This is a genomic window from Plesiomonas sp. ZOR0011 (genome assembly GCF_000800945.1).
In the GTDB taxonomy this organism is placed as follows: Bacteria; Pseudomonadota; Gammaproteobacteria; order Enterobacterales; family CAMTGL01; genus Plesiomonas; species Plesiomonas shigelloides.
Window position 1 is genome coordinate 176276 of record NZ_JRKB01000073.1, and the last position, 18477, is coordinate 194752.

General features: G+C 52.7%; 16 protein-coding genes. 12 read left to right on the forward strand and 4 right to left on the reverse strand.

What is annotated here, in order from left to right:
- The first annotated feature begins 17 nt into the window (after positions 1–17).
- The 7 genes from L975_RS14225 to L975_RS14255 all read left to right on the forward strand — a co-directional run bounded on the left by L975_RS14225 (position 18) and on the right by L975_RS14255 (position 6676).
- Positions 18–626: an aminodeoxychorismate/anthranilate synthase component II gene (locus L975_RS14225; protein ID WP_047709136.1), complete on the forward strand. Its 609-nt coding sequence runs from the start codon at positions 18–20 to the stop codon at positions 624–626.
- Positions 627–692: 66 nt separating this feature from the next.
- Positions 693–1691 carry an anthranilate phosphoribosyltransferase gene (trpD, locus tag L975_RS14230; protein ID WP_047709105.1) on the forward strand — a complete coding sequence of 333 codons (999 nt, stop codon included), beginning with the start codon at positions 693–695 and terminating at the stop codon, positions 1689–1691.
- A gap of 2 nt (positions 1692–1693) precedes the next feature.
- Entirely contained in the window at positions 1694–3079 is a 1386-nt protein-coding gene (trpCF, locus tag L975_RS14235; protein ID WP_010863950.1) for a bifunctional indole-3-glycerol-phosphate synthase TrpC/phosphoribosylanthranilate isomerase TrpF, read from the forward strand.
- Positions 3076–4269 (forward strand): tryptophan synthase subunit beta, encoded by a 1194-nt coding sequence (gene trpB, locus L975_RS14240; protein ID WP_047709106.1) that lies wholly within the window; start codon positions 3076–3078, stop codon positions 4267–4269. The genes trpCF and trpB overlap by 4 nt, the downstream gene beginning before the upstream one ends.
- Positions 4266–5075, forward strand: a complete 810-nt coding sequence (gene trpA, locus L975_RS14245; protein ID WP_047709107.1) for a tryptophan synthase subunit alpha — start codon at positions 4266–4268, stop codon at positions 5073–5075. Before trpB ends, trpA begins: the two co-directional genes overlap by 4 nt.
- Positions 5076–5423: 348 nt before the next feature.
- On the forward strand, positions 5424–5801 hold the full coding sequence (locus L975_RS14250; RefSeq protein ID WP_010863953.1) for a YkgJ family cysteine cluster protein: 378 nt from the start codon (positions 5424–5426) through the stop codon (positions 5799–5801).
- A 149-nt stretch (positions 5802–5950) separates the two neighbouring features.
- Positions 5951–6676 carry a YciC family protein gene (locus L975_RS14255; protein WP_047709108.1) on the forward strand — a complete coding sequence of 242 codons (726 nt, stop codon included), beginning with the start codon at positions 5951–5953 and terminating at the stop codon, positions 6674–6676.
- Between the two features lie 172 nt (positions 6677–6848).
- Here L975_RS14255 and L975_RS14260 read toward each other — a convergent pair whose 3' ends face one another.
- Together L975_RS14260 and L975_RS14265 are read right to left on the reverse strand one after the other, a co-directional pair.
- Positions 6849–8567 carry a SulP family inorganic anion transporter gene (locus L975_RS14260; RefSeq protein WP_039044880.1) on the reverse strand — a complete coding sequence of 573 codons (1719 nt, stop codon included), beginning with the start codon at positions 8565–8567 and terminating at the stop codon, positions 6849–6851.
- A gap of 240 nt (positions 8568–8807) precedes the next feature.
- A complete protein-coding gene (locus tag L975_RS14265) occupies positions 8808–10856 on the reverse strand; it encodes a S9 family peptidase (RefSeq protein ID WP_047709109.1) in 2049 nt (682 codons plus the stop codon).
- A gap of 95 nt (positions 10857–10951) precedes the next feature.
- Here L975_RS14265 and L975_RS14270 point away from each other — a divergent pair, with 95 nt between their 5' ends.
- The 5 genes from L975_RS14270 (at position 10952) to L975_RS14290 (ending at position 16116) form a co-directional block, all read left to right on the forward strand.
- Positions 10952–11827, forward strand: a complete 876-nt coding sequence (locus L975_RS14270; protein WP_047709110.1) for an NAD(P)-dependent oxidoreductase — start codon at positions 10952–10954, stop codon at positions 11825–11827.
- Between the two features lie 122 nt (positions 11828–11949).
- The gene (locus L975_RS14275; RefSeq protein WP_047709111.1) at positions 11950–12519 is read left to right on the forward strand and encodes a septation protein A; all 570 of its coding nucleotides are present in this window, start codon (positions 11950–11952) and stop codon (positions 12517–12519) included.
- Positions 12520–12629: 110 nt separating this feature from the next.
- Complete coding sequence (gene yciA / locus L975_RS14280; protein ID WP_010863959.1) at positions 12630–13070, forward strand: acyl-CoA thioester hydrolase YciA; 441 nt, start codon at positions 12630–12632, stop codon at positions 13068–13070.
- Between the two features lie 235 nt (positions 13071–13305).
- Entirely contained in the window at positions 13306–13707 is a 402-nt protein-coding gene (locus tag L975_RS14285; RefSeq protein ID WP_010863960.1) for a MerR family DNA-binding transcriptional regulator, read from the forward strand.
- Between the two features lie 516 nt (positions 13708–14223).
- Positions 14224–16116: a methyl-accepting chemotaxis protein gene (locus L975_RS14290; protein WP_047709112.1), complete on the forward strand. Its 1893-nt coding sequence runs from the start codon at positions 14224–14226 to the stop codon at positions 16114–16116.
- Positions 16117–16296: 180 nt separating this feature from the next.
- On the opposite strand, the gene nuoN is transcribed toward L975_RS14290, so the two are convergent.
- Both nuoN and L975_RS14300 read right to left on the reverse strand, forming a co-directional pair.
- The gene (gene nuoN / locus L975_RS14295; RefSeq protein ID WP_039044885.1) at positions 16297–17760 is read right to left on the reverse strand and encodes an NADH-quinone oxidoreductase subunit NuoN; all 1464 of its coding nucleotides are present in this window, start codon (positions 17758–17760) and stop codon (positions 16297–16299) included.
- A 4-nt stretch (positions 17761–17764) separates the two neighbouring features.
- Positions 17765–18477, reverse strand: a 713-nt coding sequence (locus tag L975_RS14300; RefSeq protein WP_047709113.1) for an NADH-quinone oxidoreductase subunit M, incomplete at its 5' end; no start/stop codon positions are given.

Sequence of the window (18477 nt, forward strand, 5' to 3'; positions counted from 1 at the left end):
ACGTCAATACCGCTGCGATGCCGCATGTCGTGCTACTCGATAACTTTGACTCGTTCACCTATAACTTAGTCGACCAATTCCGCTTACTCGGATGCCCAGTCACCGTATTTCGTAACAGTGTCGATGCCAAGCACATCGCCGCGCAATTACGTGAGCTAAACCAGCAATCGAGCGCCGTCTTAGTGCTCTCGCCAGGGCCTGGAGCACCGAGTGCGGCGGGCTGCATGCCAGCCTTGATTGCAGACGTCAAAGGACACGTACCGATTATCGGCATCTGCCTTGGCCATCAAGCCCTGATCGAATCTTATGGCGGCACCGTCAGCACGGCCGGTGAGATTATTCACGGTAAAGCCTCCGCTATTAGCCATGACGGGCAAGCCATGTTCGCCGGCCTGCCACAACCACTGCCCGTGGCCCGTTACCACTCGCTAGCCGGTAGCAATCTACCGAGCACACTGACGGTCTGCGCGGAATATCAAGGGATCCCGATGGCTATTCGCCAAGATAGCGATCGCGTCTGCGGTTTCCAGTTCCATCCGGAGTCGATTCTCACCACACAAGGTGCTGTCTTGCTGGCGAATGCACTGCGTTGGGCCAGCGCCAAGAGCGCCATCCCAACAGCTTGAGGCTAGCTCAACAGCCCGAATCACGACACCGACCGAATACGGAACTGCTCGAAGAAGGAATAGACGATGCAAGCCATTCTGGACAAATTATTCCGCCGCGACAGCTTAACGCGCGACGAAAGCCACACTCTGTTTGACAGCATCATTCAAGGCGCTATGCCGCCAGAATTGCTGGCTGCAGTCTTGATCGCATTGAAAGTGCGTGGCGAGACGCCGCAAGAGATCGCCGGCGCGGCTTCAGCGCTGCTGGCCCATGCCCAGCCGTTCCCACGCCCAGATTATCTGTTTGCCGATATCGTCGGCACTGGCGGCGATGGCAGCGGCAGCATCAATATCTCCACCGCCAGCGCATTTGTTGCCGCCTGCTGTGATGTTCGCATTGCCAAACATGGCAATCGCAGCGTATCGAGCTTAACCGGCTCTTCTGATGTGTTAAGTGCACTGGGTATTCGCATTGATTTACCGGCCGAGCAAGCACGTGCAGCCATGAATGACTTAGGCGTGTGCTTTTTATTCGCGCCGCAATACCACGGCGGCGTGCGCCACGCCATGCCGGTGCGCCAGCAGCTAAAAACACGCACCATCTTTAATGTGCTCGGCCCCTTGATTAATCCTGCGCGTCCACCGTTGGAATTAATGGGTGTCTACTCGCCAGAGCTGCTGTTACCGATTGCCGAAACACTGCGCGAATTGGGCTTTACGCGCGCCGCGGTGGTCCACGGTAGCGGCCTAGATGAAGTGGCACTGCATGGCCCAACCCAAGTAGCTGAGCTGCGCGACGGTGATATCCACACCTATACCTTAACGCCGGACGATTTTGGTTTAACCGCTGCGCCACTGGAGAGCTTACGTGGTGGCGATGCCGGTGAAAATGCGCGCATTCTCACGCAATTACTGCAAGGACAAGGCACTACCGCACAACGTCATGCCGTAGCAGCTAACGTTGCCTTACTGCTGCGGCTATTCGGGCACGAGGATCTCAAGCACAATGCAGAACAGGCATTAGCTGTGCTGGCCGGAGATCAGGCCCTGCGCAAAGTTCAACTTCTTGCAGCCCGAGGTTAAGGATGAAAGAGACTGTATTAAGCCGCATTGTCGCCGACAAACACCATTGGATTGCGCAGCAAAAAAGCGCGCAGCCATTGGAAAGCTTTATTCTGGATATTCACCCCAGCGATCGGGATTTTTATGCGGCGCTACGCCAAAACCGACCGGCATTTATTTTGGAATGCAAGAAAGCTTCCCCCTCTAAGGGGCTGATCCGCGCTGATTTTGATCCCGCAGCAATTGCTCGGGTCTACGCACCTTATGCTTCGGTCATTTCGGTACTGACTGACGAAAAATACTTTCAGGGCAGCTTTGCGTTTTTACCGCAAGTCAGACAAGAAGTGCGCCAACCTGTCTTGTGCAAAGATTTCATCATTGACCCATATCAGATTTATCTGGCACGCCATCATCAAGCCGATGCCATCTTACTGATGCTGTCTGTGCTCGATGATGAAACCTACCGCACGCTGCACGCGGTGGCCGATCGCCTACACATGGGCGTGCTGACTGAAGTGAGCAATCGAGAAGAAGCCGAACGCGCGGTGACTCTCGGGGCGCGAGTAGTTGGCATCAATAACCGCAATCTGCGGGATTTGAGCATTGATACCTCGCGCACGGTTGAATTAGCCGCCATGTTACCGCCAGATGTGCTGGTGATCAGCGAATCCGGTATCCACCAACATCGCCAGATCCGTCAACTCGGGCAAGTCGCACATGGCTTTTTGATTGGTAGCGCCCTGATGGCCGAGCCTGATTTGAATCAAGCGGTGCGCCGCGTGCTGCTGGGGGAAAACAAAGTTTGTGGTTTGACGCGCCCTGAAGATGCCCTGGCCGCCTATCAAGCCGGCGCTTACTACGGCGGGCTGATCTTTGTTGGCAAATCGCCGCGCTATGTGGATATTGCCACAGCAAAAACCATTCAAGCCGCCGCACCGCTGCAATACGTTGGCGTGTTTCGCAACGCCAAACCAGAAACCATCGCACTGACCGTTGAGCGCCTAGGTTTACATGCGGTGCAACTCCACGGCAGTGAAGATGCGGCGTATATCCACGCCTTACGGCAAACATTACCGACCCAGTGCCAAATTTGGAAAGCGCTGCCCGTGGGCGAGCATGCCCCTAAACTGGATCTGCCGGATGTCGATCGCTATGTGCTCGACAGCGAAGCACAAGGCCAGTTCGGCGGCACCGGACGCACCTTTAACTGGGCGTTATTAGAAGGGTTACCACTCGACAACGTGTTGCTCGCCGGTGGTCTAAACCCCGATAACGCCGAATCAGCGCAGCACTTAGGTGCCGCAGGCCTCGATTTTAACTCCGGCTTAGAAAGCGCGCCGGGGATCAAAAGTCAGGACAAAATCAGTACCGTATTCTCACGTTTACGTCAGCAGGGAGTTTCAGCATGACCAAGCTTAATCCGTATTTTGGTGAATTTGGCGGGATGTTCGTCCCCCAGATTTTGATCCCTGTCTTGCAGCAGCTGGAAGAAGCGTTCATTGAGGCTCGCCAAGATCCTGCGTTTCAAGCTGAACTGCACGACCTGTTGGTCAACTACGCCGGACGCCCGACCGCCTTGACCCTGTGCCGTAATCTCACCGCCGGCACGCGCACTAAGCTGTACCTCAAGCGCGAAGATTTACTGCACGGCGGCGCGCACAAAACCAACCAAGTGTTGGGACAAGCCCTGCTGGCGCGTCGCATGGGCAAAACCGAGATCATCGCAGAAACCGGTGCCGGACAACACGGCGTCGCCACCGCGCTGGCCTGCGCGCTGCTCGGACTCAAATGCCGCATCTACATGGGCGCGAAAGATGTGGAACGTCAATCGCCGAATGTATTTCGCATGCGACTGATGGGCGCAGAGGTGATCCCGGTAACCTCAGGCTCGGCAACCTTAAAAGATGCTTGCAGCGAAGCAATGCGCGATTGGTCTGCCAGCTATGCCTCCGCACACTACTTATTGGGCACGGCGGCAGGCCCTCATCCCTTCCCCACCATTGTGCGTGAATTTCAGCGCATGATTGGTGAAGAAACCAAGCGCCAAATTCTGGAAAAAGAAGGCCGACTGCCGGATGCTGTGATCGCCTGTGTCGGCGGAGGCTCCAACGCCATCGGCATGTTCGCGGACTTTATCGATGAAACCTCCGTGCGCCTCATCGGTGTCGAGCCAGGTGGACTCGGCATTGCGAGCGGCCAACATGGTGCGCCACTCAAGCATGGCAAAGTGGGGATCTTCTTTGGGATGAAAAGCCCCATCATGCAAGACACAGAAGGACAAATTGAAGAGTCCTACTCCATCTCTGCCGGTCTCGATTTCCCTTCCGTGGGCCCGCAGCATGCACACCTGAATAGCATTGGCCGCGCAGATTATGTGTCGATCACCGATGACGAAGCGTTAGACGCATTCCAAGAAATTGCTCGGCACGAAGGGATCATTGCCGCGCTGGAATCCTCACATGCGCTGGCGCATGCCCTGAAAATGGCACGCGAAAATCCGCAGCAAGAGCAATTGCTGGTGGTTAACCTTTCCGGTCGTGGCGACAAAGATATTTTTACCGTTCACAAAATTTTGCAAGCGCGCGGGGTGATGCAATGAGCCGTTATCAAACACTGTTTCAGACACTGGCCGAACGCCATGAAGGCGCATTTGTCCCCTTTGTTACGCTGGGCGACCCCAACCGTGAACAATCGCTGGCAATTATTGACACCTTGATTGCAGCTGGTGCCGATGCTCTAGAGCTGGGCTTTCCGTTCTCGGATCCGTCTGCCGACGGCCCCACCATTCAAGGTGCCAGCTTGCGCGCGTTGCAATCTGGCATCACGCCAACTCAGTGCTTCGCTATGCTGAGCGAAATCCGCGCTCGCCATCCCAAAATCCCCATTGGGCTGCTGATGTACGCCAATTTGGTCTATGCCCGCGGCATTGATGCGTTTTACGCTGCGTGTGTACAAAGCGGCGTAGACTCCGTGTTAATTGCCGATGTGCCCGTTGAAGAATCACTGCCGTTTCGTGTGGCGGCGCAAGCGCATGGCATCGAAACCATCTTCATCTGCCCACCGAATGCGAACAGTGCCACCGTGCAAAGTGTGGCGGCATGCTCACAAGGCTACACCTATCTGCTCTCGCGCGCTGGCGTAACCGGTGCTGAGCAAAAAGCCGTGATGCCACTGGAGCACATTATGGCGCAGCTGCGCGATCATAATGCACCGCCAGCCCTGCTCGGCTTTGGAATTGCAGAGCCAGCTCAAGTCAAAGCAGCACTGGATGCCGGCGCGGCAGGCGCTATTTCCGGCTCGGCGGTGGTGAAAATCATCGAACAGTACCAAACCCAGCCAGAGCAGATGCTGCAACACTTGCATGCGTTTGTTCAGGCCATGAAAGCGGCCACCCATCGCGGCTAATTTGCAGCATAACTGGGCGTTACCCCAATCCCCGATAACAGGTCGGCGCCACCGGCCTGTTTTTTTCCACATCCAGAGGATTGAGCGCATCGGCTTTTCCCATGCCCTATTTCACACCGCTGCCGCGGCAGTTAAACGCATACTTACGAGCCACATCCCGTCATCGCACTGATTTACAGCGATATTTCTTGCCCCCTCTTGAAGAGCGGTAGCCGCCGCGCTATAAAACGCAGCAGTGAATTAGTTCGTTGAAAACACCCCTTTCGCCCGCCCGCTCATAGAAATGAGCATTGAGGCATACGAAAGGCGTGGTGGTCTGCTCCATAACAGTGAAGTTTGTGTGCAATCATGAGTGATGAGTTAAATCCCTGCGTCAGCTGCGGCGCGTGCTGCGCCTATTTCCGCGTTTCTTTCTACTGGGGCGAAACTACCGAAGGCGGTGGTTTAGTACCCGAACATCTCACTGAACAAGTGACTCCGCATCTGGTTTGCATGCAGGGCACCGGTCAACGTCCGGCGCGCTGTGTGGCGTTAACTGGTCAGATTGGTGAGTCGGTCAGTTGCAGTATGTATCATCAACGCTCCAGCACCTGTCGGCAATTTGCCATGTCCGGTGAAAACGGCGTCCACAACCCTGACTGCGATAAAGCCCGCGCCGCACATGGTTTACCGCCCTTACCGGTTCCCGTTTGGCAACCGTCTCTACCGGAGGCTGAACCGGCCTGAACCTTAATCTAAAACTGAAATTTTCAGAAAATTAGCCCACATCAGCGAACAAACACCGATTACCACACTGCAGCCCTTTCATTTGAGGGCTGCTACCCGCTACAATCAGCCCCCGAAACAGAATCTTGCATGAACTGTGGGGAGACTTCATGCCTATCACCGCTCAAACTTTATTACGCGACAGCGCTAACTTTATCCGTAATCACCTGAATACGGTGCTGCTGCTTTCACTGATCGTTGCTGTGATTGTGGTTCTGGCAGAATACCTGATGATAGGAACTCCAGACTCCATCGAACTGTCGCAAGACCAAATCATGATGCAAAGCATGCGCACACAAACTTTGCTGAACATCCTGACCACTCCGCTGTTTAGCGTCAGTCTGCTGAGTCTGGTATTGCTAAGCTCCCGTGGTTTTCAAGCTAACACCATGACCGCACTGAAAGCCGGTGTGCCGCTCTATTTCTCGATGTTAGGGCTGGAAGTATTATCTGGACTGGCGACCTTTGTCGGCTTTTTAGCGCTGATCCTGCCAGGGATTTATGTGGCGATTCGACTGTCTTTCGCCCCTTGCTTTTTAGTCAGCGAACGTTTGCACATGCTAGATGCCATGAAAGCAAGCTGGGCCGGTGCGACACCGTGGATGCGTTTGGTCTTACAAGGCTATTTGTTTATCTACCTAGGCCTGCGCCTGCCATCGGTTTACATTCTGGGGCTGATTGATAATGCGCTGAACCTGCATCCATCACTGTTTGCACTGCTGGTGAGTGTGGTCTATAACCTAACCAGCGCCCTGATGCTGATTTTCCTGTTCCGTCTGTATATGCTGAAATTAGCACCACAACAGGAGCAAGCCAGTACTGCAAGCGTGGAATAATCATCAATCGCTAGCGCGAGCAAGTACCTCGAGAAAACGGCATTGCATAAAAAACGGCAGAGAAATCTGCCGTTTTGCGTTTTTGCTCTCGGGGTATTCGGGGATATTTGAGCAGACGAAGAGGTGATCTCTATTCCCTCTCTACACACAAATCCCACATGCAGTAATCAGATTACGCCGTACCGCCACCATCCAGTGAACACTCCACACACTGCGCACTTTGTACCAGCCGTACCGCCAGATAAATATCCGGTACCAGCACCATGCCATCGTCACCACTTTGCAAATCGGAGTTTTTAATCCAACGCGAGATTTCCGTTGTACGCCCAGCCATGACTAAACGAGTACGCCGTTTACGCAATTCATTTTTCAGCTCTTCCAACACCGCCATGACGCTAACGTCAGCGTGAGTAAAGCTAGATACCGCATCCACCACGACCCAACGCACCGGCTCTTCGGCCTCATCCACCAGCTCCAGCACCCGCTTTTTAAAATAGGGCGCATTAAAGTAGGTGAGCGGTGAGTTGAAACGGTACATTAATACCTCTGGCAGCGGACGGATCCCATTACCGTTACCGCGCGAACGCACCAGCCCATTGCTATCGAGGCCCAATTGCTGTTCGGTCGGACGAAACACCGTTTTCATAAACTGCGCTAATGCCAGCAATACCGCCATCATGATGCCGGGGATCACGCCAATCACCAGTACGCTGATAAAAGTAAACACGGCCAGACCAAACGCGCCTTTATTGCGTTTACGCAACGCCCATAACCCGCGCAGGTCCATCAGATAAAACGAGGAGTAAATCAGCACCACGCCCAGCGCCGCGGTGGGCACATACTGCAAAGGATTGGTCAGGAAAAACATCACAAAGGCAATCATCAACGCCGCAACGATCGACACCAACTGCGATTTACCGCCATTGGCATCATTGACTGCGGTACGCGAACTTGCGCCACTAATCGCAAAGCCTTGGGAAAACGCCGACGCCAAATTGATAATACCAAGCGCGCGAAACTCCTGATCGGCATCAATATCATAGCCATTACGGGCAGCAAAACTGCGCGCTGTCAGCATCATGCTGACAAAACTGACCACCGCCAAGTTCAGGGCTGGCATCACCATATTGCGCAGTAACTCAGGTGGAAACACCGGCCATTGCACAACCGGCAATCCGGCCTGCACATAACCAATGGTCGCAACGCCCTGCTGGCCTAAATTGAGCAACCAAACCGCCGCTGCCGCGACAATCATCGCCACCAGCGCGTTAGGCCACCGTGGGCGCAAACGCCGGCACACCAAAATGGTCGCCAACGTCAAGATACTGAGCGCAGTCGTCACCACATGTGAATGCTGCAAATACTGCGCCCCAGCCAGTACCCGCTCAATCAATCCGCGCTGCTCATAGGTAAAACCAAACACTTTACTGAGCTGACCGACGATAATGGTCACCGCCACGCCGTTGAGTAAACCAGCCAAAATCGGACGCGAAAGAAAATCGGCCAACATCCCTAAGCGAAAACGGCTGGCAATCAGACACCAGATGCCGGTCATCACCGTCATCATGACCACCAACTGCCAATAACGCTCGCTATCTCCCATCGCCAAAGGCGCGACGGTCGCCGCCACCACCGCGCACGTTGCCGCATCCGGCCCCACAATCAGCTGGCGGGATGAACCAAACACGGCATACGCCAGCATCGGCAAAATACAAGAATAAAGCCCTGCCGCCGCCGGAACCCCGACCAAACTGGAATACGCAATAGCGACCGGCAACGCAACCGCCGCCACCGAGATGCCGGAAAGGATGTCCGTGCGTAACCACTCCTTTTGATACTGGCCTAATGCGGCCAAGCCGGGAAACCAGCGAGCCATGACCTTACGGAACATCGGTGACACTCCTTGTATAAATGCAGTAGCCTGCCACGCCCGAGCTATACCCACGCGCTCAGCAACTTTACTTTAATAGCAATAGCGCAATATTTACTCCGCGCTATAAAGTTACGTTAGCAGATCCCAGCACAGATCGCTCACGTCCTCCGCTACATTACAGTGCTTTATTTATCTGCCGTTGAGTGCGTTATCAGCGAATCAAGCGGCCATAAATACTGTCGCCATTACGTTTACCAATTACACCCCCGAAACCTGCGGCTCGGTCTTGGCCTGCAAAAAGCGAATTAAAAACGCATCAATCAAGGCCGCTTCCTCAATCCAGCCATAGCGACCCGATGCTCCACCGTGCCCCGCTTCGGTTTCGGTGCGACACAACAGCGGCGCGTTGCCCTGCTGCATATCGCGCAACTTGGCAATCCACTTTAACGGCTCCCAATAGGTTACACGCGTATCGTGCAGCCCAGCCGTAGCCAAAACCGGAGGAAAATCATTCGGCTGCAGATTGTCATACGGGGAATAGGCGCGGATCCACTGATACGCATCCTCCTCTTCTGGGCAGCCCCACTCATCATATTCCAAGCAGGTCAGCGGTAAAGAAGGGTCCAGCATGGTAGTCAACGTATCGACAAACGGCACAGCCGCCACCACTGCCCCAAACAGCTCTGGGCGCAAATTCAACGCCGCCGCTACCAATAAACCACCCGCGCTACCACCTGAAATACCGACCATCCCTGCGCGGGTGTAGCCTTGTGCAATCAGGTATTCGGTGCAGGCAATCAGATCGCGGAAACTGTTTTGTTTATGGGCAAGTTTACCTTGCTCATACCAATCACGCCCCAACGTCGCCGAACCGCGCACGTGTGCCTGCACACAAATCATGCCGCGCTCCAGCAATGGCAACCAGCTACGAGCCAACCCCAAGTCGTCCACCTCGCCATACGCACCATAACCGCACAGCACCAGTGGCGCCGCCCCAGTTACACGCGTTGGCTTCACCATGGTCAGGGGAATTTTAACCCCGTCATGGCCAGTGGCCCACAAACGCAAAATCTCATACTGCTGCGGATCAAATCCCGGCAAAGGATATTGCTGTAACAAGGTCGTCTCACCGCTATCCACATCGTATTCCGAGATAGCCACTGGCTGCACGAGCGTCGAGTAGCTATAACGCAAACGCCGAGTCATAAAATCAGGATTGGAGCCAAACCCGCACTCCCAAGCCGCATCGGCAAACTGCAATTGCTGCTCGGGCCGATCCTCAAACCAGACATACAGCGCACTTAAGCCTTCACGTACCGAGCTATAGGCCACAAACCCAGCAAAGCAAGAGACGCTATCCAGCAGCCGTTCATCACTGCCCGCGATCACCGTCTGCCAGTGCTCCGCCGATGGGGTAGCAACCGCAGTACGAGCAATTCGGAAATTCGGGTGCTCATCGTTGGTCAACAGCCAAAACTCGCCAAGGCGGTGGTCAACGTAATACTCCACGCCTTCGCGCAGTTGGCTCACCAACTGTGGCTGCGCCTGCGGATTATCCGCCGGCAAATACCAGCACTGGCTGCAACTCGAACCACCGGCCGTAATAATCAGATATTGGTTGTCGCGCGTGCGCTCAACCGACAAAAACAGATCGCCATCTGGCAAATCCAACAAGCACACATCATCGGCTTGTGTGGTTCCTAAACGGTGGCGCCACGCCGAAAGCGGTCGGTTTTGCTCATCTAACCGAATATAGACAAAATGTCGATTATCATTAAACCAACAGAAACTCCCAGAGCATGCCGCCAGCGTCAGCGGTAAATCCGCCTCTAACGTCAAGTCACGTAAATGCAGGGAAAACTGCTCATCGCCTTGCTCATCGGCTGCCCATAATAACAACCGATGATCCGGGCTCACCTCAACGCCGGCCACATCAAAATAGGCTTTGTCCTGCGCATACTCAGGTTCATTGAGACACACTTCCTCAACGCCATGCTCACCTTGACGACGACAAAAAAGCGGATACTCCGCCCCTTGGGTATAACGCGAATAATATTGGTAAGGCCCATCGCTCACTGGCACCGAGCACCACTCTTCGCGGATCCGACTGCGGATCTCATGGGCAATCTGCGTCTGCAGCGTCGCAGTCGTCGACATCACATGCGAACAATACGCATTTTCCGCCTCAATGTGCGCCATCACCGCGGGTGAGGTGTCCAACTCTCGCATCCAGTAATAGGGATCATGGCGGACTTCACCATGTTTGACGTGGGTACAGGGGATTTTTTTCGCTTTCGGTGCCTGCAAAACGTTTTCCTCAAAAAGCTGATCGATGCTGGTGTTGTATACCCTACTCCCCTCATAATGCGAATACACCAGAAAACACACAAGGAGTTGATAGCATGGCAAACGTGAGTTTTATCGGGCTGGGCGTAATGGGATACCCAATGGCTGCTCATTTATTAAAAGCCGGACATCAGGTGACCGTGTATAACCGCACCGCAGCTAAAGCTGCGCAGTGGGTCGCTGAGCACGGTGGTAAAGCGGCCGCCACACCACGCGAAGCCGCGCAAGATGCCGATTTTATCATGACCTGTGTGGGCAACGATCAGGATGTTCGCTCCGTCTATTACGGTGACGACGGCATTTTTGCCGGCGCCAAAAGCGGTGCAACCTTAATTGACCACACCACCGCCTCGGCAGATTTAGCCCGTGAGCTGGCCGAATACGCCACCGCTCATCAGCTGAATTTCATCGATGCACCCGTCTCTGGCGGCCAAGCGGGCGCTGAAAATGGCGTGCTGACTATCATGTGTGGTGGAGATGCAAATCATTTTGCGCCAGCGCAGCAAGTGATGACCGCCTATGGCAAAGCCGTGACCCTGATGGGCCCTGCGGGCAGTGGTCAGCTGTGCAAAATGGTCAACCAAATCTGTATCGCCGGTGTACTGGCCGGATTATCCGAAGGCGTGCGTTTTGCGCAAAATGCCGGCTTGGATGTCGAGCAAGTGCGCGATGTGATTAAATTGGGCGCCGCCGGCTCTTGGCAGATGGAAAACCGCGCCGCCACCATGGCCGCCAATCAGTTTGATTTTGGCTTTGCTATCGACTGGATGCGTAAAGACTTGGCCATTTGTTTTGACGAAGCCGCGCATAATCAAAGCCAGCTACCAATCACCCGTCAAGTAGACCACGCGTATGCCGCACTGCAAGACGCCGGCTATGGCCGCTGTGACACCTCAGTACTGATTCGCGCGCTCGATAAGCTCGATAAGTAAGTCAGGTGCGTTCGTCAGCCCGACATCGAACAATTAAGGGCAATTTATCTCTGACACGGATTTATCTTGCCCCACATCATGGAGTATAGTTTGCCCTCCATTACAACCAAGAGACGGATTTAATGAAGCAGCTGTTAGATTTCATTCCTCTGATCGTCTTTTTTGCGGTCTACAAACTTTATGACATCTACGCCGCCACGGGTGCGCTGATTGTTGCAACCGCCGTGCAGATTATCCTGACATGGTTCTTGCTGCGTAAAGTGGAAAAGATGCAGCTGATTACGTTTGGCCTCGTCACCGTGTTTGGCGGCTTGACCATGGTCTTGCATAATCCGGTATTCATCAAATGGAAGGTTACCGCCGTATACGCCTTGTTTGCGGTTGCATTACTGATCAGCCAGTGGATGACCAAAACAACACTGGTACAACGCATGTTTGGCAAGGAAATTACCCTGCCTGACGCCATTTGGAAGAAGTTGAATCTGGCGTGGGCGTTATTCTTTACCACCTGTGGACTGGTCAACATCTATGTGGCGTTCTATCTGCCGTTATCGGTCTGGGTTAACTTCAAAGTGTTTGGCCTGTTACTGCTGACACTGGCCTTTACCCTCCTCAGTGGAGTCTATATCTACCGCCATATTCCGCAGACAGAACAATCTGACAATTCGGCCTCCAACGATAAGCAGCCGTAGTCAGCCACGCCGTTGTAAGCGATAATTACCCATTAACCTGAATAAAAGACCTCCCTTGTGGAGGTCTTTGCTGATGTCCGGGCCTGCCCGTTAGCATTTGAGATCTCTGTATGACTGAACAACCTCGCAAACCTGAAGGCATCTTATTGCTGCGCACCCTTGCCATGCCAGCAGATACCAATCCAAACGGCGATATCTTCGGTGGCTGGATCATGTCCCAAATGGATATTGGTGGCGCCATTTTGGCGAAAGAAATTGCTCACGGACGAGTGGTTACCGTCGCTGTTGATGGTATTACCTTCCTCAAGCCGGTCGCTGTTGGCGATGTCGTGTGCTGTTATGGAAAAGCCGTCCATGTCGGTAACAGCTCCATGAAAGTACGCATGGAAGTCTGGGTGAAAAAAGTGGCCAGCGAGCCTATCGGCCAGCGTTATTGTGTCACCGAAGCCACCTTCACCTATGTAGCCGTTGACCCTGAAGGTCGCGCACGTCCAGTGCCAAAAACGGACAATCCGGAATATGAATTAGCCATGTCCGGAATCCAAGCCTAATCTGCGGCGCTCCGCTCTGCCTATTGTTCTGGCAGAGCGGCCCCTGACTCTTCCCCTCGAATCTGCGCATATCCACTCTTCCTGAACCGATTCGTGCCTTTTTGTATGACCAGCATCACAAGCAAGCGGTGAGATAACCGACACAAATTTACCGCTATTTCGCGCAATTCGTTGAAATAAAGGGAGATCTCGTTTATCTATAAAGCAACCGTTTATCTTGCAAGGATCGCAGGTTATGCCGGACTCCATCCACTACAGTATCTCCGAACTGGCTAATGAGTTTGAGATCACTACCCGCAGCATCCGTTTTTATGAGGATGAAGGCCTGCTTTCGCCTCGGCGCAAAGGCAATACCCGTATTTATGGCAAACAAGATCGCATCCGTCTGCAGCTGATCCTGCGTGGCAAGCGCCTTGGTTTTACCCTCGCGGAAATCAAAATTTTGTTTGATTGGTACGACTCAGAGCGGGATAACCGCGCGCAAATCCGCAGCATGCAAAATCTCATCGAAGATAAACGCATCCAACTGCAGCAACAAATCGAAGATGCCCATTTGGTTCTCAGCGAATTAAATGCAGCCGATAAGCTGTGTGATATGGCATTGAAGAAAATGGAAGATCGGCGCTTAAAGAAATAAGTGTTTAAACGTTTATTTACACGTTACTATTGTTATTACTGTTGTTAATATTCACTCGTATGTTACTCAAAATATATATCCCATGTAATTAATAAACTCCGATAAAAATATACAGAGGGATAATCAAACAAAAACAAAAACAGAACACACACAATAAAAACAGGTGATACTGATAGAAAGCCAATCATTCACGCAGCAGATATCACAACAAGCCTCAATCTCAGAATATGAAACACTGGGCATCAAACGCTTACGCTAGCATCATGCTATTTCCCTCATAAAAAAACCACTCGGAGCGTCAAAAATAAATCGTTCCGCCATTAAAATGACGCACCTTTGATTATTTCATGTATAAATACTTAATTAAGACCATTTTGATAGTAAAGCAAACAGCCAACGCTGGCCTATTTCTTGTGATCCTATTCAAAGATAAAACCCGCTTAATTACTTACACTCCCCATATTATTCCTGCCCGCCGTTTTACGGAAAATAACCCTATACATAACGGAGTATATTATGCGCCTTTCGCTTAAAGCGAGGCTGCTTATTTGCAGTCTCGCTGCAGTTATTATTACTGCGCTATCTTTATCGCTGATCTCCAACAAAACGGTAACAGACGATGCTCTAAACAATGCCTATATCGAAGTTAACCGTCTGGGAAAAACCTACTCACAAAGTGTCACCGATTGGATAGCCGATCGGCAAAATGCGTTGTCCGCCTTAAAGTACCATCTGGAGAAAACACCGCCCGCCGATATGGTGCCTGCATTACTGCAAACCCATCAAGCCGCTAACTTCAGCCTGACCTACTACGGCACCGCTGATGGCAAGATGTACCGCCAAGACCCGTCGTTAAACCGTGCCGGTTACGATCCACGTGAACGCCCTTGGTATAAATCTGCCATCAGTGCAGGGCAACTGACCACCACCGCGCCTTACATCAGCGCCACCCAGCAAGTTATGGTTGTCACCATGGCCGAGCCGGTAAAAGAAAATGGTCAAATTATTGGCGTCGTGGGTGCAGATTTATCTTTGCAGCAGCTGGTCGACGAAGTGATTAACATGGACGTGCCGGGTAATGGCTATGCCATTTTAGTTAGCAACGATGGTTCCATCGTCGCCCACCCGCAAAAAGAGATGTGGCAGAAGAATATCAACGCCATCAGCAGCGTCTTTACCCCCGATTATATTCATCAGCTCGACAGCACGCATGCTCTCACCACACTGATGCTCGGCGATGATGAAAAATTGATTTACGCCACTCCGATTAAAAAAACTGACTGGTCCATGATTTATATTATGGATAAAGACGCCATTCTCGCTCATGCCAATAATTTGATTTTATTGCAAAGCGCGATCGCATTGGGCATTTTGATCGTCTTTAGTATTTTCCTCGTGATCTTTTTCCGTAGCCAATTTAAAGATCTCGAACGCGTTGCTACCGCGCTTAATGACATTTCTGAAGGTGAAGGCGATCTCACCGTTCGCATCAATACTCAACATCCACACGATGAAATCGGGGTGCTCGCCGCCGGATTTAACCGCTTTACTGAGCGTTTGCACGCCATGGTCAGCCGCTTGAGTCAGATCTCCGATGAACTGACAAATCAGTCCAGTGCAGCCTTTAATATTGCCAATAGCAACAATGTGGCCATCTCCACCCAGCAAGACGAAATCACCATGGTCGCCACAGCCGTCACCGAGATGGCCAGCGCCACCCAAGAGATCGCTAACCATGCCGAGGAAACCGCCCACACATCGCAAAACGCAGTATCTCTGTGTCAACAAGGCCAAACGCAGGTTCAACAAAGCCAAAGCTCAATTCGCGATCTGGCCGCCGAGGTCGCCAGTGCCGGTCAAATCATTAGCGAGCTAAATCAGCATGCGCATGCCATCAGCTCGATTTTGGCCACCATTACGGGAATTGCAGAGCAGACCAATTTGTTGGCGCTGAATGCGGCCATCGAAGCGGCGCGTGCTGGCGAGCAAGGTCGTGGCTTTGCGGTCGTGGCCGATGAAGTCCGCGTTCTGTCGCAGCGTACTCATGCCTCTACCCAAGAAATTCAAACCATGATTGAAACGCTGCAAAACACCACCAACCGCGCAGTGAACACCATGACCACCAGCCATGAGTTGGCAAATACCAGCGTTCATGATGCCGATTTGGCCAGTGAAAACCTGCAATCCATTGGCGGTGCCATTACTAAAATCTCCGACATGGCGAGCCATATTGCTACTGCGGCAGAAGAGCAAACCTCGGTAACGGCAGAGATCAACACCAATACGGAATCCATCCGTGAAGTCTCCGCTATGTTGGCGCAAGAAGCGCAGCACTCCGCCACTCAAGCGGAGCACCTGGCCACTCTGACCCGTCAGCTGCAACAGGAAGTGGGTCAATTTAAACTGTAAGCCGTTTAAACTCAGGGAAGACAGCCGCTCACCGTCATGGTTGAGAAACGCAGTCGCTAATCAGTTTAGTGTAATAGCACGAAGAGCAAGGATACCGGATAAACACTAAGCGCCCCTTCTGGGGCGCTTAGTGTTTTTAACATGCCAGCACGGGCACAGGGTTAGCGCGCAGGATGACAATTACAGCAGCGGGAAAATCCGTACCATAGCAACCAGCGATAACAGCGGTTGTGGGTACACCCCCAACAACAGCACCAATGCTGCTGACAGCAACAGCACCACCCCGCCAGCGGTACGCGCCCAATTATCCTGAATATCACGCACGCGCTGCACTTGCGGCGCCAGATATAACGCAACCATCACACGCAAGTAATAGTACAAACCTATGGCACTACCCAGCACCACCGCCAACGTTAATCCCCATAGCTCGGACTGCACACCGGCCGCAATCACATAAAACTTACCGATAAAGCCCAGCGTCAAAGGGATACCAGCCAAAGCCAACATCATCACGGTTAACACTGCAGCGAGTACCGGACGATGCCAGAACAAGCCCCGATAGCTATACAAAGAATCCACATCACGCCCTTTGTAAGGGCTCGACATTAAACTCACTACGCCAAACGCACCCAGCGCCGTGAACATGTAGGCCACCAAATACACGCTAACGGCCTCTTGGGGCAGACGCAGCGTATCAGCAGCAATCAACGCCACCAGCACATAACCAAAGTGCGCAATCGAGGAGTAACCGAGCAGTCGCTTGATATTGTTCTGGTTCAACGCCAACAAGTTACCGAACAAGATAGACAATACCGCCAACACACCCAGGACTTGCTGTAACACGCCGTTATCGGCTACCGGTGTGGTCAGTAAAAACCGCACCAGTACGGCAAAAATCGCCACTTTGCTGGCGGTCGCGATAAACGTCGCCACCGGAGCTGGCGCCCCTTCATACACATCTGGCGTCCACAGATGAAACGGCGCTAAAGAGAGCTTGAAACCAAAGCCAACCAACATCATGCCAAGCCCAGCCAGCAACACCGGCATAAAGAGCTCTTTGTTTTGCAGCAGAGCGCCGATTTCACCGAAGACCAAGGTTCCGGTCTCGGCGTACAACAATGCCATGCCAAACAAAATAAACGCCGACGCCGCGGCAGACAGCACCATGTATTTGATACTGGCTTCAAGAGAGCGTTTCTGTCGATACGCATAACCAATCAGGCCAAATAGCGGCACCGACATCAACTCGATACCGATAAACAGTGCCGCCAGATGCCGCGCCCCCGCCAAGACCAAGCCACCACAACAGCCAATTAACAGCAGCAGGTAAAACTCTTCTCGATTGTCGGGATAATCTTGCAGCCACAAGTAAGCAAACGTGCAACAGGCCAAGGTAGCAATTAGCACCAACGCGGAGAAAAACAGGGTATAGCCATCCACCTGTAAAAGTGTCGTTACCTGCACCGGGATCACTTGCGCACAAATAAACAGCGATAACAGTGCCAGATTTAGCCCCACCACAGACACTGTGGCAACCAGCAAGTGATGACGTTGCCATGCAATCAACAACATCAATAACACCACGGTGAGACCGGTAATAATCAATGGCAACTCGGCGACTAACGACTGTAATGACAATGCCATATTCTTACACCTTACTCAGAGACAAAGGCACAAACCACTGCTGCACACTCAGCATCACGGTATTCGTGGTATCCAAAATCGGTTGAGGATACACGCCCAGCAATACCAGTAATACCGCCAGCAGCAGGACAATAAACAACTCGCGTGAACTCATCGCCGGTAATGTTGACGCTTCTTTGGCCGGCCCGAAAAAGGCGCGTTGCACCATAATCAAGGAATAGACCGAGGCCAACACCAAGCCAAACGTTGCCACTACCGCCACTTTTGGTAACAACTGGAACGTACCCAGTAAGATCAAAAACTCACCGACAAAGTTACCGGTTCCCGGTAGCCCCAACGACGCGGCCGCAAAAAACAGCGATATCGCAGGCAAGAACTTAATCCGCCCCCACAAGCCGCCCATCTGACGCATATCTCGGGTATGCAAGCGCTCATACAGCTGACCACACAGAATAAACATCCCCGCCGCCGATAAGCCGTGGGCAATCATCTGCACCACCGCCCCTTGCAGAGCTTGCTGACTGCCTGAATAAATCGCAATCAACACAAATCCCATGTGGGAAATACTGGTGTATGCCACCAACCGCTTGATATCGGTCTGTGCAAAAGCCAATAACGCGCCGTAGAAAATCCCGACAATCCCCAGCGCCATCGCCACCGGAGCAAATTCAATAGAGGCTTCTGGAAATAACGGGATCCCAAAACGCAGCAAGCCGT

Coding starts and splice junctions, on each gene's coding strand:
- L975_RS14225 (WP_047709136.1), top strand. CDS start 18: ATGCCGCATGTCGTGCTACTCGATAACTTTGACTCGTTCACCTATAAC.
- trpD (WP_047709105.1), top strand. CDS start 693: ATGCAAGCCATTCTGGACAAATTATTCCGCCGCGACAGCTTAACGCGC.
- trpCF (WP_010863950.1), top strand. CDS start 1,694: ATGAAAGAGACTGTATTAAGCCGCATTGTCGCCGACAAACACCATTGG.
- trpB (WP_047709106.1), top strand. CDS start 3,076: ATGACCAAGCTTAATCCGTATTTTGGTGAATTTGGCGGGATGTTCGTC.
- trpA (WP_047709107.1), top strand. CDS start 4,266: ATGAGCCGTTATCAAACACTGTTTCAGACACTGGCCGAACGCCATGAA.
- L975_RS14250 (WP_010863953.1), top strand. CDS start 5,424: ATGAGTGATGAGTTAAATCCCTGCGTCAGCTGCGGCGCGTGCTGCGCC.
- L975_RS14255 (WP_047709108.1), top strand. CDS start 5,951: ATGCCTATCACCGCTCAAACTTTATTACGCGACAGCGCTAACTTTATC.
- L975_RS14260 (WP_039044880.1), bottom strand. CDS start 8,567: ATGTTCCGTAAGGTCATGGCTCGCTGGTTTCCCGGCTTGGCCGCATTA.
- L975_RS14270 (WP_047709110.1), top strand. CDS start 10,952: ATGGCAAACGTGAGTTTTATCGGGCTGGGCGTAATGGGATACCCAATG.
- L975_RS14275 (WP_047709111.1), top strand. CDS start 11,950: ATGAAGCAGCTGTTAGATTTCATTCCTCTGATCGTCTTTTTTGCGGTC.
- yciA (WP_010863959.1), top strand. CDS start 12,630: ATGACTGAACAACCTCGCAAACCTGAAGGCATCTTATTGCTGCGCACC.
- L975_RS14285 (WP_010863960.1), top strand. CDS start 13,306: ATGCCGGACTCCATCCACTACAGTATCTCCGAACTGGCTAATGAGTTT.
- L975_RS14290 (WP_047709112.1), top strand. CDS start 14,224: ATGCGCCTTTCGCTTAAAGCGAGGCTGCTTATTTGCAGTCTCGCTGCA.
- nuoN (WP_039044885.1), bottom strand. CDS start 17,760: ATGGCATTGTCATTACAGTCGTTAGTCGCCGAGTTGCCATTGATTATT.